This window comes from Maribacter sp. Asnod2-G09, from assembly GCF_045063795.1.
GTDB lineage: Bacteria > Bacteroidota > Bacteroidia > Flavobacteriales > Flavobacteriaceae > Maribacter.
This window is the reverse complement of record NZ_JBEFOA010000002.1, coordinates 588,654-602,756: the sequence shown is the minus strand read 5'-3', so window position 1 is coordinate 602,756 and position 14,103 is coordinate 588,654. Positions and strand designations below refer to the sequence as shown.

At 34.6% G+C, this 14,103-nt stretch carries 13 protein-coding genes; 4 read left to right on the top strand and 9 right to left on the bottom strand.

What is annotated here, in order from left to right; translation table 11 throughout:
- Positions 1–6: 6 nt before the first annotated feature.
- On the bottom strand, positions 7–1,233 hold the full coding sequence (locus ACJJVT_RS02650; protein ID WP_405396224.1) for a TolB family protein: 1,227 nt from the start codon (positions 1,231–1,233) through the stop codon (positions 7–9).
- A 155-nt stretch (positions 1,234–1,388) separates the two neighbouring features.
- Positions 1,389–1,532, bottom strand: coding sequence for a hypothetical protein (locus ACJJVT_RS02645; RefSeq protein ID WP_282050508.1), 144 nt, complete (start codon positions 1,530–1,532; stop codon positions 1,389–1,391).
- A gap of 239 nt (positions 1,533–1,771) precedes the next feature.
- Here ACJJVT_RS02645 and ACJJVT_RS02640 point away from each other — a divergent pair, with 239 nt between their 5' ends.
- Positions 1,772–2,224 (top strand): PA2169 family four-helix-bundle protein, encoded by a 453-nt coding sequence (locus tag ACJJVT_RS02640; protein WP_405396221.1) that lies wholly within the window; start codon positions 1,772–1,774, stop codon positions 2,222–2,224.
- A gap of 57 nt (positions 2,225–2,281) precedes the next feature.
- On the opposite strand, the gene hpf is transcribed toward ACJJVT_RS02640, so the two are convergent.
- The 5 genes from hpf to sbnA form a co-directional block, all read right to left on the bottom strand.
- Positions 2,282–2,584 (bottom strand): ribosome hibernation-promoting factor, HPF/YfiA family, encoded by a 303-nt coding sequence (gene hpf / locus ACJJVT_RS02635; RefSeq protein WP_299801179.1) that lies wholly within the window; start codon positions 2,582–2,584, stop codon positions 2,282–2,284.
- A gap of 94 nt (positions 2,585–2,678) precedes the next feature.
- Complete coding sequence (locus ACJJVT_RS02630; protein ID WP_405396219.1) at positions 2,679–3,077, bottom strand: VOC family protein; 399 nt, start codon at positions 3,075–3,077, stop codon at positions 2,679–2,681.
- Between the two features lie 83 nt (positions 3,078–3,160).
- Positions 3,161–4,648 carry a Y4yA family PLP-dependent enzyme gene (locus ACJJVT_RS02625; protein ID WP_405396218.1) on the bottom strand — a complete coding sequence of 496 codons (1,488 nt, stop codon included), beginning with the start codon at positions 4,646–4,648 and terminating at the stop codon, positions 3,161–3,163.
- Positions 4,605–6,422 (bottom strand): FAD/NAD(P)-binding protein, encoded by a 1,818-nt coding sequence (locus ACJJVT_RS02620; RefSeq protein WP_405396217.1) that lies wholly within the window; start codon positions 6,420–6,422, stop codon positions 4,605–4,607. The genes ACJJVT_RS02625 and ACJJVT_RS02620 overlap by 44 nt, the downstream gene beginning before the upstream one ends.
- A gap of 3 nt (positions 6,423–6,425) precedes the next feature.
- Positions 6,426–7,439, bottom strand: a complete 1,014-nt coding sequence (sbnA, locus tag ACJJVT_RS02615; protein ID WP_405396214.1) for a 2,3-diaminopropionate biosynthesis protein SbnA — start codon at positions 7,437–7,439, stop codon at positions 6,426–6,428.
- Positions 7,440–7,762: 323 nt separating this feature from the next.
- Between sbnA and ACJJVT_RS02610 the strand changes: the two genes are divergently transcribed.
- Positions 7,763–8,227, top strand: a complete 465-nt coding sequence (locus tag ACJJVT_RS02610) for a (2Fe-2S)-binding protein (RefSeq protein WP_405396212.1) — start codon at positions 7,763–7,765, stop codon at positions 8,225–8,227.
- Between the two features lie 46 nt (positions 8,228–8,273).
- Positions 8,274–10,478, top strand: coding sequence for a molybdopterin cofactor-binding domain-containing protein (locus tag ACJJVT_RS02605; RefSeq protein WP_405396210.1), 2,205 nt, complete (start codon positions 8,274–8,276; stop codon positions 10,476–10,478).
- A 71-nt stretch (positions 10,479–10,549) separates the two neighbouring features.
- On the opposite strand, the gene ACJJVT_RS02600 is transcribed toward ACJJVT_RS02605, so the two are convergent.
- Both ACJJVT_RS02600 and mqo read right to left on the bottom strand, forming a co-directional pair.
- A complete protein-coding gene (locus ACJJVT_RS02600; protein ID WP_405396209.1) occupies positions 10,550–11,428 on the bottom strand; it encodes a DUF6268 family outer membrane beta-barrel protein in 879 nt (292 codons plus the stop codon).
- Positions 11,429–11,535: 107 nt separating this feature from the next.
- The gene (mqo, locus tag ACJJVT_RS02595; protein WP_405396206.1) at positions 11,536–13,011 is read right to left on the bottom strand and encodes a malate dehydrogenase (quinone); all 1,476 of its coding nucleotides are present in this window, start codon (positions 13,009–13,011) and stop codon (positions 11,536–11,538) included.
- An 89-nt stretch (positions 13,012–13,100) separates the two neighbouring features.
- Between mqo and ACJJVT_RS02590 the strand changes: the two genes are divergently transcribed.
- Positions 13,101–13,979, top strand: coding sequence for a DUF5694 domain-containing protein (locus ACJJVT_RS02590; protein ID WP_405396204.1), 879 nt, complete (start codon positions 13,101–13,103; stop codon positions 13,977–13,979).
- The last annotated feature ends 124 nt before the right edge of the window (positions 13,980–14,103 follow it).

The window sequence follows — 14,103 nt, the reverse complement described above, 5'->3', positions numbered from 1 at the left end:
GGGTGGTTATTCATCTTCGAAAACAGAACTTGAATACTGCGTTCGTCTATCTGAGTTAAAGGCTTCTAAGAAGCGATCGTCTCTATCTTTATCATTTATAGGCTTATCACTTAAATTGAAAGCTACATTTTGTGTATGCTTACCTTGTGCCATTCTGTTAGACACTACATAGCCAGAACCATCGCTTTGTAAAAGATTTACCGAATACTCGTCATAAGAACTATTGATGGTATTGCCCATATTTACTGCTAGACCAACGCTACGTTGACCAACTTCTACCATATATACATCTAAGCCTCCATAACCTTCTCTACCGTCTGATGCGAATACCAAACTACCGTTTGAAATAGGATTTGGAAGAACGTCATTCTTCGCTGTATTTACTTTTGAACCCAAGTTTTTCGCTTGACCTAACATTCCATTTTTTTGAATTGTTGCTACATATATATCATATTCGCCATAAGTACCTGGCATATTAGATGCAAAGAATAATCGACTACCGTCTGGCGAAATTGCCGGATGCTTTGCAGAGTAATCACCTGGGCATACAGCCACTTCCGTAATTTTTTTCCACTCTCCACCAACTTTATCAGCTTTGTAAATTTTGTGTATTTCTTTCTTTTTTGAGAACATACCTGTTGTAGGTTTTCGGTATGTTATTTTACTGTAGTAGGCAGTGTTACCACCATTTGTCAATGCTACCGGTGGGGCATACTCACCAGTAGTTTTTACTGGAGCTGCATTGTTTGACGCAAACTCTTTAGTGGTACCCTGATCATCCCAAGGTAAAAAATTTCTTCTATTATTAGAGGTAAGACGAGATGGCACAACTGCGCGAGTCATTTTGTAATCGTCTTTAACTAATTCCGTCCAATTTTCATCTGCTAACTCATTCTGAACTTCTTTACCTAATTGAGAAACTGCGTGGTCAAATCTTTTCTGATAGCTTCTTTTTAAAGTACCATCTGCAGAGATTTCCATTAATCTACCATACCAGTATAATGCATTTGCATATTTTTTGGTCAGGAAATTGGCATTACCTAAATCTTCAAAGATTTCTGCATCAGAAAAACCAAGTGTCTTTAGTTGATTATAATTTTCTGTACGGTTAGTTACTTCTTCAACCTTTCTTTGTTGAAAACTTGTACCGTTGTCATTGTAGGCCAAATCTTGGCCATAGCCCATGGTTGCCATACAAGCAAACAAAAGGCTGATTTTAATTGAATTGTTCATGTTACTAGATTTTGGGGATTAATACTCCAAAGGTCTTGTAACTCATTCAATTAATTATTAATAAAAATTCATAGGTTTTTAAAAATTTAATGAACTATACAATCGATAAATTGCCATAATCTTCTTATAATCAATTATTTAAATAAAAAATTGAATTATTTTTGAACCTGTTTATTTTTTCTTTTATCTGAAATGTAGGTATACCCTAAATATGCCAACTGTAAGCCTACCGCTGCCATTTTCAATTTTCTACTTCTTACTAATAATTTCGCTACTCCAAATAGTGGTGATAATCCCATAATCTTCTTTTTTATTGTTCTCGTCCAAAATAGTATTTAAGCTTATTTAAACTTAACTCTATCCGTAGAAAATATATGCTAATAACTATAACAAACACTAATGATTACAGTAGTTTACAGATTATTGAATAGAGCAAAACTACTATTTTTTATAGCTAAGCTTACTGATTTAATGCCTGTATCTTAGTATTAGAAAATTTATTTAATCAAAGGCATAACCGCCTTATAAAATTTAAAATATGAATACTGATATAGCAAAAATTGAAGACCATTTAAAAGACTTGGTAAGTAAAAATGAAGATGCAATTAAAGGGTTTGAAAAAGCATCTGAAAATTCAAAGGAAGTAGGAATCAAAAGATATTTTGAGAAAAAAGTTATTGATCGCATGCAATTCTTAAGAGAACTTAGAGCAGCGGTGCCAGAACTAGATTTAGGTAGCGTAGAAATTGAAGGAAGTGCAGCAGGTACATTGCATAGAACTTGGATGGATGTAAAAGCATTTTTCGCAGAAGATAATGACGAAGCAATGTTAGAAGAAGCTGTTAGAGGCGATAAAGCTGCAATTAATGATTATGATAATGCACTTGCAGAAGTTATGATGCCACACCGCTTAAAAGAAATTATTAGGGCGCAAAAAGAATTTTTGCAGAATGATTTAGAAACTACTGAAATCTTAGAACATCACAGATAGTAGATATACTTATAAAGTAAAAAGCCCTTGCAATTGCAAGGGCTTTTTTTATACTCGTTAATAAGCTTTCATTTTGTCTTTTCGCTTTTTCAGTTGGCGTTCTAATTCGCTTACTGACTCAATAACCGATTCTTCAAAATTTTGATTACTGGCTTCTGCAAAAATTCGTGGTCCCGGTAGACTTAAACGTATGTTGCAAATCATACCTGTTTCATCTGATGATGTATTTTCTTGTTTCAAAAATACATCTGCTCGAATGATGTCATCAAACTTCTTGTGTAGTTTATTCAACTTCTCTTCCGCAAAACTTTCTAATCTTTGACTAGCGGTAACGCCATCATACTCATAAATAATATCCATAGTTTTCTTTTATATAATAATTGAGATAAACCTCTAAATGAGGTTCATCTCGATAGTTCTTACTTAATTTTATAATTCACTTATTTGTAAATGCTTACTTATCTACATTTACCATCCACCCAATTCCGAAGCGATCGGTGCATCTACCAAAATGTCCCCATTCTCGTTCTCTAAACTCGTGATGTACTTGTCCCCCACTCGATAAATCTTTGAATAATTGTTTTCCCTCATCTAAATCATTAGTATCAACACTCATGTTAATTTGATTACCATTGTTCAATGGTGTATCTGGCGAGGCATCGTATGCCATAAAGTGGACCCCTTTTCCTTTTAACTCTGCGTGTTGTAGTTTTTGACGGAATGATGATGGAACATCAATTTTCTTTTCCTCGTACGTTTGTCTATTCTTTATTTCTGCGTTGAACAAATTTGCATAGAAGTTTAAAGCTTCCTGACAATTGCCGTTGAAGGCTAAATATGCTTGTATTTTCATGATATATTGTTTTTATACAATTTATCTAATACTCTAAATTCCCCTTGTCTTAAAACACTTAGTTATTGATGCATTTCACCATTCTATTCTAGTACAATCTTATTATCATCTATAAACTGAAAAAATGATAGCTTCTCATTAGACCCTGTAAATATTAAATTCGTAGATAGTTCAAAAAGGTGCGCTTCGGTTTCAAAAAAGTGCATCATATAACCAGCAGTGTTTACGAAGGCTACATACTCCCCTAATTCTGGTAATCTGGGCAATGTAGTTTTACGTTTTAATAGTACATCTCTTTCCAAACAATAGGCTCCGGTAAAAAATACATCAACACATTCATCCTCCTCTACTTCTGAATTATACAACATATAGGGATCCAAAAGAAAATCGGCACTAGAACTCATCATCTGACTCATATTCATTTCTAAACCAACCAACCATTGACCTTTGGCATCTTTTTTTCTATGGATGACCTTCGCAACCGTCATACCCACTTGATCTAATAAAGAGCGACCCGGCTCAATACGGATTTCGATATTGTGTTGAAGTAATAAAGAAGCTACCGACAATCCAGATACATCATCCGTAAAATCCAGTACTTCTCTTATAAAGGAACCTTTATTTATTTTATTGAAGTACGGGTAGGTATTGAGCTTTCCGTTCAACTTACCATCTTCCAATCTAAAGCCTAATCCGTTATTATTGAACGTAATATCATTGTTCTGATTTATTACCACGTCCTTTAATTTTTCATTGAAATTGGTCCATTCTTCCTCATCCTCTAAATAATTCATTAAAATACCGCCACCTATATCAATAAAGGAAATAGGATATCCTTTTTCCTTTAAAGCTGATATTATATGAGTGCTAGCAATTAAACTGATACTACGTTGATGTGTAGAATAACTATCTAAATGAAAATGAAGCCCGGTTACTTCTAGTAAATCAAAAGTTTTACCGTCACCTACGTAAGAAGCAATAAAATCTACCACCTCATCTACATCAAATCCAAAACGACTATAAAGTTTCTCGCCATCAACTTCAAATCCGCTAATTCGAAAACCAACATTTGCCTTTTTATTCAATTTAGCGGCTACAGTTTGGGTCAATCTACATTCATCTTCATTATCTAAGATAATAGGTACTCCATTATTGATTGCCAGTTCTATCTGTGCTTCGGTTTTTATGGCTGCAGTCAGCACTAAATTTTCAGCATTTCCGCCCAATGCTAGAGACTGTTCCAATTCTTTAAAACTAGCGGTATCTACACCTATACCAGATGCAAATGCCTGTTTTACCAAACCTTTAGATTTGTTCGCTTTTCTAGCGTAAAAAATTCTATATTTTAATCCGTACGATTGAAAAAGCTGCTGATAGTTTTCGCAATTTTTATTGAAAGATGGTAAGTGGTGTATATTTATCGGTGAACCATATCTTTCCACCAAACCTCTAACAACCGCTTGGTCATTAAATAGTTCATGCATCCAGTCAGAAGTTTTTGGGGTTAATTGATATTCAGGTTTTCCCTTAAAATACATGTTTTTGTCTTTTATAATTTTCAATTCTTTCATCTTTCTCTTTAATTTCTTCACAAATATATTTTGCCCAAATAGATGCAAAATCGTTTCGGGTTCTTGACAGGGTATCGTTATCACAGGTTATGCCTTCAGTAGGTGTTCCATAAAATGAAATATCATGGTTGATATGACCATTAACGTCTATAGCATTTCCGGCTTTATTAATTTCTATACAACCTGGTTTATAACTAGTCTTTGATTTATTTTCGAATTCACGAATTAGTCCATTTTTCAATAAATTCTGATAAAGTTCATTTTCAAACCTACCTACTTTAGCTCTTGATATTGTGGCATTTACTACATAATCTATCTGGGTTCTCTGACCGTTTTCTATATGTAGACTAAAATTATTATCGGAATCGTCTGTAGAAATAGTTGCAGATTTGGCATAAGTAAAATCTAAAACCCCTGCTTTACTTAAGGCTAATATTTTTTTCATGTTCTTTACTGGCGGACCGTAAGATAGGCGGTTGAACAAGCCGAAATAATATGAATCAAATTCCTTGTGCGAAACCGCATCTAAACCTCCAAAACTGTAGAGCTCATTAAAAATCGGACTGATTTTACGCCATGTGGCAACAGCTGATATGAGCGGACTTTTTTCTTCTCCATTTGCAACCTCATTAATCAAATACTGCATGTAATCTTGTACTTCATCAGTTGATAAGACAGACTTCTCTTTAAACGGATTTACTATAGTTTCCCAATTGAAAACAGGAGCGTTTGGATAGTCCTCATGAAAATATTTCACCTGTTTTTCCATTACCGAAAAATCGGTATCAAAATAAAACTGATGACCATAATTTTTGAACAGTACAGTGTAATATGAAAAATAAAATTCTTTCTTGATTAGGGGTAACAGCCTACTATGAAAATTAATAGGTCTATGTTGTTTTAGTCTAGCTATAAACTCTTCGGTTAAAAAATACAAATCCGTATCAGCCGGAGATGAACCATTCCTTGGTATCATAGGTAAACCTGTTCTTGAGAACGGGTATATTTTTTGAGGCTCTCTCCCTGAAGAAACATATTTTAAATCGCCGATATCATTTTTTTCAAAATTCCCCCCTCTGCCTTCTGTCAAAGCCAAAATTGCATCTATTGACGTTAATCCGAAACCTTTTATTGCTACCAAAGATGGTGAAGAGATATGCTTTAATTTTTTATTGGTTGGATAAATAAAATCAATCTTACTATCTGAATTATCGCTTTGTTTTTTTTGAGTCTTAAAAGAATGGTGACCCGTTGTAAACAGGACTTTGTTACAAACAACAGCTTCTTGCTTGCCGCTTGTTTTATCCCTATAAAACACCTGATAATCATCATCCTCTTTTATCATATTAGTTACCGTACCAATGTGGGTAACTACCTCAATGTTCATTGGCAATTGCTCCAATACGAATTGATAACAATCTACCAAATAATCACCTACTAGAGCTCTTGGAGCATATGTTCCAGAAGCAACAGCGTTATATCCATTATCCGTTAGCCATGTGACAAAATCCGGGGTTTCAGTAGCCGATGAAAAAGGTTCCTTTAAAACCCAACTATTGATATTACGGTTGGCGTAATTCATTATCAAGTATTCTGGCTGATCTGATCTATATACATCGCCTGAAGCTAAAAACGATGTATTATTGAAAATATGAATTTGTACGGTTTTAGATACCTTAGCCTCATTTAAATAAGCTATCAATCTTTCAAAACCATAAAAACCCTTAGGTCCAAAACCTATAATACCAACTTTATATTTGCTATTGTTATTCATAGACTAGGCTACCTTCCACCCTCCTAACGGAGTAAAAGCATTTCTACTTTCCGGCAATTCTTTTAATAACCATTCTTGATTATAAATGGTATCTAAATAGCGTTCTCCACGATCACATAAAAACAACGCACAGTTACTACCATCCGCTATTTTTTTATTATACTTTTTAACGGCACTAATCATACCTCCAGAAGAACCACCACATAAAATAGATTCATTTTCTAGTAATGACCAGCATCCTCTTGCGCAGTCAACATCATCTACATATACATAATCGTGAATCTTGTTCGTATCTAAAAATTGGGAAGGTACGCCAGCCCCATGCCCCGGAATTAATCGCTTTAATGGTGGACCACCAAATAAAACACTACCAACGGCATCTACTGCAATGATCTTAGTGCTTAGGTTGTTTTCTTTAATATAGTCTGCACAGCCCATTAATGTACCACAGGTACTTGTAGCCACAAATAAGTAATCTAATTCCCCTTCCAAAGAATCCATGATCTCTGTCATGGTTTTATGATGTGTTAACGGGTTGTCTTTATTGCCATACTGGTTAGACCAAAAGCTATTAGGAATACTAATTAACAGGTATTGTACGCGTGCCAATCTTGCCGCTAGAAAACCTCCATCCTCTTTTGGTTCTGTAACTTTTTCTATGCGGGCACCATATGTTCTAAGAATTTTCTCTGTGTGTAAATTTAATTTCGGATCCACAACTACAATCAATTTAAGACCATAGTATAAACATGCCTGAGCCAAACCTACCGCCATATTTCCTGAACTTGATTCTATAACCGTATCTCCCTTTTTTATTCTACCATCTGCAAGTGCTTGTTGTAATATAAAAAGGGAAGTTCTGTCTTTAATACTACCCGCAGGGTTTGCTGCTTCTAGTTTACCAAAAAGGTTAAACTTATTATGTTTAAATATTTTATTTAATTGAACCAAAGGTGTATTTCCAATGGTGCTTATTATAGATTCAGACACAGTGTCCGCTATATGTTGTGTTATCATATTCAATAGATTAGTATTTATGTAAAAAACAAGGATTGTCCACTTGGCTAAAAATACTTGGATAGACACTTTTTAAATATCACTATTCAATAATTAAATAACTCTTTCGGTTTTAAGTTAAAAAAGACAACGGAAAAAGACATTTTCATGTACATCTTCAATAAATACCACACACATCTCATTACCAATTGATTACACAAATCTTTAGATTATGGTGATTTATATTTTATAAAATAAATTTTAAGATTTTTTCTCGGTAATTCTCGGTCATTTTTCTGAAAAAATACCTAATTTCAGACAACTTAAACAAATCGGAAAAACGAATGGCAAATTTCAGTTTAAAAGTTAATGGAGAAACCAAAGAAGTAGATGTAGATCCCACTACACCAATGCTTTGGGTATTAAGAGATCATTTAAAATTGGTAGGCACAAAATTTGGTTGTGGTATTGCCCAATGTGGTGCATGTACCGTTCATTTAGGCGATAATGCCGTGCGCTCTTGCCAGCTACCAGTTTCTGCCGTTGGGGAACAATCCATCACAACTATTGAGGGACTTTCTGAAAACGGAGATCATCCGGTCCAAAAGGCTTGGTTAGAAGAAGATGTGTACCAATGCGGTTATTGCCAGGCAGGTCAAATTATGAATGCCAGTGCGTTTTTAAAGCGAAATCCTAATCCTACAGATACTGAAATTGAAGATGCTATGAACGGTAATATCTGTCGTTGTGGTACTTATACGCGAATTAAGAAAGCAATTAAAAATGCTTCAAGTATTTCTAACGCGTAATTATAACCCCACAATGTTGGGATTTTAACCTTCAAAAAACAAACAGATGACACTCATTAAAACAACATATAATAGACGTTCTTTCTTAAAAAGCGGTACGCTTGCCGGTGGTGGTATGATTTTAGGATTCAGTTGGCTAGCATCTTGCAAACCAACCCCTGAGCAAGTAAGTAACATACCAAAAGAATGGTTCGATATTAATAGCTTTCTTAAAATTGGCGATAACGGTATGGTAACTATTATGTCGCCTAACCCAGAAATAGGACAGAATGTAAAGACCTCTATGCCCATGATCGTGGCAGATGAATTAGATGTCGATTGGAAAAATGTAATCGTTGAACAAGCGCCTTTAAATACCGATATTTTTCAAAGACAATTGGCAGGTGGTAGCCAGTCTATTCGTGTTGGTTGGTCTGGATTAAGAATGGCAGGTGCAACTGCTAGACATATGTTAGTTGCCGCAGCTGCCGAGGCTTGGCAAGTTGATGCTTCTGAAATCACTACAGATGCAGGTATAATTAGCCATACCGGTTCTGACAAATCTGCTAGTTTTGGCGAAATGGCTTCAAAAGCTGCTACGATGCCTGTTCCTGAAGAAGTTTCTTTGAAGGAAACTAAAGATTTCGATATTATCGGAACGGATAGACGAAATGTTGATGGTCCAAATATTATAACTGGGAAGCCTTTATTCGGAATAGATATTCAAGAAGAAGGTATGATGATTGCCATGATCGTGCATCCACCTGCGTTTGGTATGACGTATAAATCAATGAATGCAGATGCTGTAAAATCCATGCCAGGTATTAAAGACGTTTTCCCTATTGATGTATATAAAGATGATACGGAGAAACAATGGTCTGATGCCGGTTCTATTGATAAGCTAGTCGCCATTGTTGGTGAGAGCACTTGGCAATGTATGCAGGCTAAAAAAGCTTTAGATGTGGAATGGGAAGAATCTTCTGCTTTAGAAAGTACAGAAGGGCATGATGAAGCATTGACAAAATTATTGAACACTTCTTCTAAACAACCTGCTCGTAAAGATGGTAATGTAGCTAGTGCATTTAAAAAAGCAGATAAGGTTATAGAACGAACATATAGTGCTCCTTTTTTAGCGCACAATACGATGGAGCCAATGAACTTTTACGCAGATGTTACTGCTGAAAGAGCTTTGTTCAACGGACCAATACAAACTCCTGAGTTTTTAGAAAAAACCCTGGCTTCTAGATTAGGTATGCCAGTGGAGAAAATCGATATAAAAATGAGCCGTATGGGTGGCGGATTTGGTCGTCGTCTATATGGAACTTTCGGTGTGGAGGCCGCGGTAATTTCTCAACATATGAAAGCACCAATAAAATTGGTGTATACACGTGAAGATGATATGACACAAGGTACCTACCGCCCAACATATAAAGTAAAATATAAAGCAGGTTTAGATAAAGAAGGTAATTTAATTGCTTGGCATGTTAAAGGTGCAGGATCTAATGACGATTTACTTTTCGAAAATAGATTTCCTGCAGGTGCTGTTGATAATTACTTAGCTGAAAAATTCAGTTTAGAAACAAATGTAACCACAGGTGCTTGGCGTGCGCCACGCTCTAACTTTGTTGCAGGTGCCGAACAAGCTTTTTTAGATGAAGTTGCAGAAGCTGCTGGTAAAGACCCTATTGAATTTAGATTAGAGTTATTTGACAGAGCTATAAAAAATCCTGTAGGTAAACCTGAAAAGAACGACTACGACCCAGTACGTTATGCAGGTGTTCTTAAGTTAGTAAGAGAAAAAGCTGGTTGGGACGGAAGTAAGAAAAACGGTGCTGCAAGAGGTGTTTCTGCTTATTACTGCCATAACTCTTATGTTGCACAAGTTTTAGACCTAGCAACAGATACAAAATCACCAAAGGTTACTAAAGTATGGTGTGCCGTAGATTGCGGAATTGTCATTAACCCTATGGCAGCTAAAAATCAAATTGAAGGCGGAATCATTGATGGCATCGGTCACGCTACCTATAGCGAAATGACTTTTGAAGATGGTAAACCTCAACATAAGAATTTTGATACCTATCGCTTAATACGACATAAAGAAGCACCGAAAGAAATTGAAAGCTTTTTTGTAGATAATGGAATAGATCCAACTGGTTTAGGAGAGCCATCTTTGCCTCCTATTATAGGAGCATTGGCGAATGCACTATATAAGGCAACAGGACAAAGACATTATAATCAACCATTTATTACTGAAAAATCGGTAATTGGCTAATGCCCTTATGCTATTGTAAAATGAAAACGCCGAAATCTAAGATTTCGGCGTTTTTTATTTCTATACGTTTATTATATCTTGAATCTTAGCACTGCTCTAAAATAGCTTCTAGAATCATTATCTATAGTTAGTATCGTATTATTACTACCGTCTTTTAGTTTATTATTTAAACTGAAATTATAAGCTGCACGTAAATCTAATTGTAGATGATCCGTAAAATGATACTCATACTGCAGACCACCATTTATTAAAGACATATTTATTATTTCTGCGTATTCATTACCATTTACCAAAGCCCCATTTTGAATGTTCGAGGTAAAACCATCTAATTGTGTGTATAATTTGAAACGATGTTTTTCTGCAAGATGATACTGTAAATTAGACCTTGGAACACCAATATTAAATGACCAGTCGGGTCTAAACTTTTTATAATAGCTAATGAACGGCAATGGAAATACATAGCCCCTATTTTGTGAATAAGATAATCCGACAATTAAACGAGATGGCTTATCTATATTATTTTCAAACTTTTTTATAAATACGACATCACCTGAAAATACAAGATCTTCTGATGATAAATGCCTTGCTTCATCATTTGTACTAATACCAGGCTGAAGACGCACGCCCAAACGCCAATTATTTTTTAAAGGTTTTGTAAAACCAATGGTGAAGTCTAGAATTTTAAAATCATTCAGTAATTCTCGATCAAAAGGAAGCTCATCATCTTTAAAGCGAAGATGAACGTTGCTATAATCAACTCCTAAAAATAAATACTGACCTTCTTTCTTGAGTTTTACTGGATAATTAACAAGAAATCTTGAGCGTGTATACTCTACATCTGATCCTTTATTAGGGATAAATGTAAAATCTAAACGTGCTAAATCGCTCAACTGCGCTTGCGAAGTAAAGCTAACTATGAAAAGAAAGAATAAAGGTAATTTAAACCGCATTTAATTTTGGTAGTAACTGTACTGAATAATGATAATGCAAGTACCGTCTTTTTATTGTGTTGATTTAGTGTTATTAAGCATAAAACTATCTTAATAAAAAGAGATATTTATAATTCAAGACTTTGGGTGACTCTTGCAAGTTCTTTATCGAACAAATCTTTAGTGAGCTCCTTTTTATAAAAAGGAACCATTTTATTCAGCTTAGCTTTTCCTGTTTCTGATGTTGTTAATTCTGGGAAAGCCTTTTCCAAAACATCTAACATAATCTTCACGGAAGTTGATGCACCTGGCGACGCGCCCAACAAACACGTAATTCGACCATCTTTACTACTCACTAACTGTGTACCAAATTCTAACGACCCACCTTCAAACTCATCTTTCTTAATTGTTTGTACACGTTGACCGGCAATCATTATCTCCCAATCTTCGCTTTTAGCATCTTTAACAAACGCTCTTAAAGAATCCATTCTATCTTCAAAACTCATCGCTACTTGTTCTACCAAGTATTTCGTTAACGGTAAATTATGCCAAAATACGCCCCACATAGATGGTATATTGTCAAAATTGATGGATTTCAATAAATCTAAATACGAGCCTTCTTTTAAAAACTTGGGACTAAACCCTGCAAACGGACCAAACAACAATTCTCTCTTTCCGTCTATATAGCGGGTATCTAAATGCGGTACCGACATTGGTGGATCGCCAATACCTGCTTTGCTATACACCTTGGCATTGTGCTGACTAATGATATCTGGATTTTTACATACCAGCCACTCCCCACTTACCGGGAAACCACCATAACCATCCTTTTCCTCAATCTCTACTTTTTGTAATAATAACAAACTACCACCACCAGCACCGATAAAAACATGCTCGGAATCTACAGTATTCTTAACTCCTGTATTTAGATTTTCCATTTTCACCAACCATTCTACATCATGATCGGGATCAATATCTTCCACCTCGGTATTAAATAGCACTTTAGTGTTATACTCTTTTTCTAGAATATCGAATAATTGCTCGGTTAACGAACCATAATTCATTTCTGTTCCTCTATTAATTCTAGAAGCTGCCATAACCTCATCTTCAGTTCTACCATGCATCATCAACGGAAACCACTCCTCCATTTTATCTATCGCTCTGGTAAACTCGATGGTATCGAACATAAAATGATCTTTAAAAGCTTGATATCGATTTTTAAGATAGTCGGCATTATCCTTCCCCTTTACCCAACTGTGATGTGGCACGGGAGTGATAAATGATTTTGGGTCTTTGATCAAACCTTCGGCTACCAAATAAGACCAGTATTGCTTTGAGGTTTCAAATTGCGTACATATGTCTATCGCCTTTTTTATATTCACATGACCATCTTCATCTTCTGGCGTATAATTAAGTTCACATAAGGCTGAATGACCTGTACCAGCATTGTTCCAAGCTGCAGAACTTTCTTGTGCTACTTTATCTAATCGTTCAACGATCAGCACTTTAAGATCTGGCTTTAACTGTTTTACCAATAATGCTAACGTTGCACTCATGATACCTGCACCTACACAAATAAGGTCGTATTCTTTTTGTAATTTCATTATGCCAATATTTATACTTGTAAGTTAACATTAATTAAAAAACTGTAACAAATAAAAAAAAATCTAATCTTTTAAAAAACATATCCAAAATGAATAAGCATATTAGATTGAGGTTCTTAATTATCATTTCAATTTCTTCATTAATTTCTTGCCAAATAAAAACTACCGAAAATTCTATAAAACCTTCTTATAGTGATATCTCTAAAAAGACCGAAGTTCTTTTAGTTGGAACATTTCATTTTTCGAATTTTGACCAAAGTCACAATATTGATATTATACAAACTAACGAAGTTGACGTATTGACTGAAAAAAATCAAAAAGAGCTTGAACTAATTTGTAACAAAATCGCTAAATTTAATCCAAGTAAAATATTTGTAGAATATCCTTTTTCCAGACAGTCAGAATTAGACTCTATTTACGAGAATTTTGTTCCAGAAAAATTTGAACTCAAAGAAAGAGACGAAGGAGAACAATTATCTTTTAGAGTTGCAAAACTATTAGGACATAAAAGAATTTTTGCTTGTGATTATAGAGGTTCTTCCTTTCCATATAACACAATGATTCAAAGTATGAAAACCTCCAATCAAAATGAATTAATAGCTTCAGATCAGCTTATAGACGAACAATGGGAAAATAATTACAATGATATCGTAAACAAAAATCAATCTTTATTAGATGTCTTATATTTTTTAAATAATGAAAAAGAAAGAAAAATTGATAGAGCTTGGTTTTTAAATTTTGCAAATAAAGCAGGTACCGCAAATGATACAATTGGAACTTTTTTGGCATCAGAATGGTCTCGAAGAAACTTGCATATGTATTCAAAAATACAAAAACAAGTTACTGAAAAAGATGATAAAATAATGATTCTTTTAGGCTCTAGCCATATTGCAATATTAAAGGATTTCATAAATTATAATCCCAATTGGGCAACGGTAGAATTAAAAGACCTAATGGAAAATAACTAATGCTCAAAATGTAACCATCGCTAAATTTTCAAAAGATCGTATTCTTTTCTCAATTCCATTATCTGTAAATTTTACTTCTAAGTTGGTTATAAAATTGTAACAAAATATAATTTTATCTACTAAT

Excerpts from the sequence above, each read along its gene's own strand:
- ACJJVT_RS02650 (WP_405396224.1), bottom strand. The coding sequence starts at position 1,233 with ATGAACAATTCAATTAAAATCAGCCTTTTGTTTGCTTGTATGGCAACC.
- ACJJVT_RS02645 (WP_282050508.1), bottom strand. The coding sequence starts at position 1,532 with ATGGGATTATCACCACTATTTGGAGTAGCGAAATTATTAGTAAGAAGT.
- ACJJVT_RS02640 (WP_405396221.1), top strand. The coding sequence starts at position 1,772 with ATGAATACTGATATAGCAAAAATTGAAGACCATTTAAAAGACTTGGTA.
- hpf (WP_299801179.1), bottom strand. The coding sequence starts at position 2,584 with ATGGATATTATTTATGAGTATGATGGCGTTACCGCTAGTCAAAGATTA.
- ACJJVT_RS02630 (WP_405396219.1), bottom strand. The coding sequence starts at position 3,077 with ATGAAAATACAAGCATATTTAGCCTTCAACGGCAATTGTCAGGAAGCT.
- ACJJVT_RS02625 (WP_405396218.1), bottom strand. The coding sequence starts at position 4,648 with ATGAAAGAATTGAAAATTATAAAAGACAAAAACATGTATTTTAAGGGA.
- ACJJVT_RS02620 (WP_405396217.1), bottom strand. The coding sequence starts at position 6,422 with ATGAATAACAATAGCAAATATAAAGTTGGTATTATAGGTTTTGGACCT.
- sbnA (WP_405396214.1), bottom strand. The coding sequence starts at position 7,439 with ATGATAACACAACATATAGCGGACACTGTGTCTGAATCTATAATAAGC.
- ACJJVT_RS02610 (WP_405396212.1), top strand. The coding sequence starts at position 7,763 with ATGGCAAATTTCAGTTTAAAAGTTAATGGAGAAACCAAAGAAGTAGAT.
- ACJJVT_RS02605 (WP_405396210.1), top strand. The coding sequence starts at position 8,274 with ATGACACTCATTAAAACAACATATAATAGACGTTCTTTCTTAAAAAGC.
- ACJJVT_RS02600 (WP_405396209.1), bottom strand. The coding sequence starts at position 11,428 with ATGCGGTTTAAATTACCTTTATTCTTTCTTTTCATAGTTAGCTTTACT.
- mqo (WP_405396206.1), bottom strand. The coding sequence starts at position 13,011 with ATGAAATTACAAAAAGAATACGACCTTATTTGTGTAGGTGCAGGTATC.
- ACJJVT_RS02590 (WP_405396204.1), top strand. The coding sequence starts at position 13,101 with ATGAATAAGCATATTAGATTGAGGTTCTTAATTATCATTTCAATTTCT.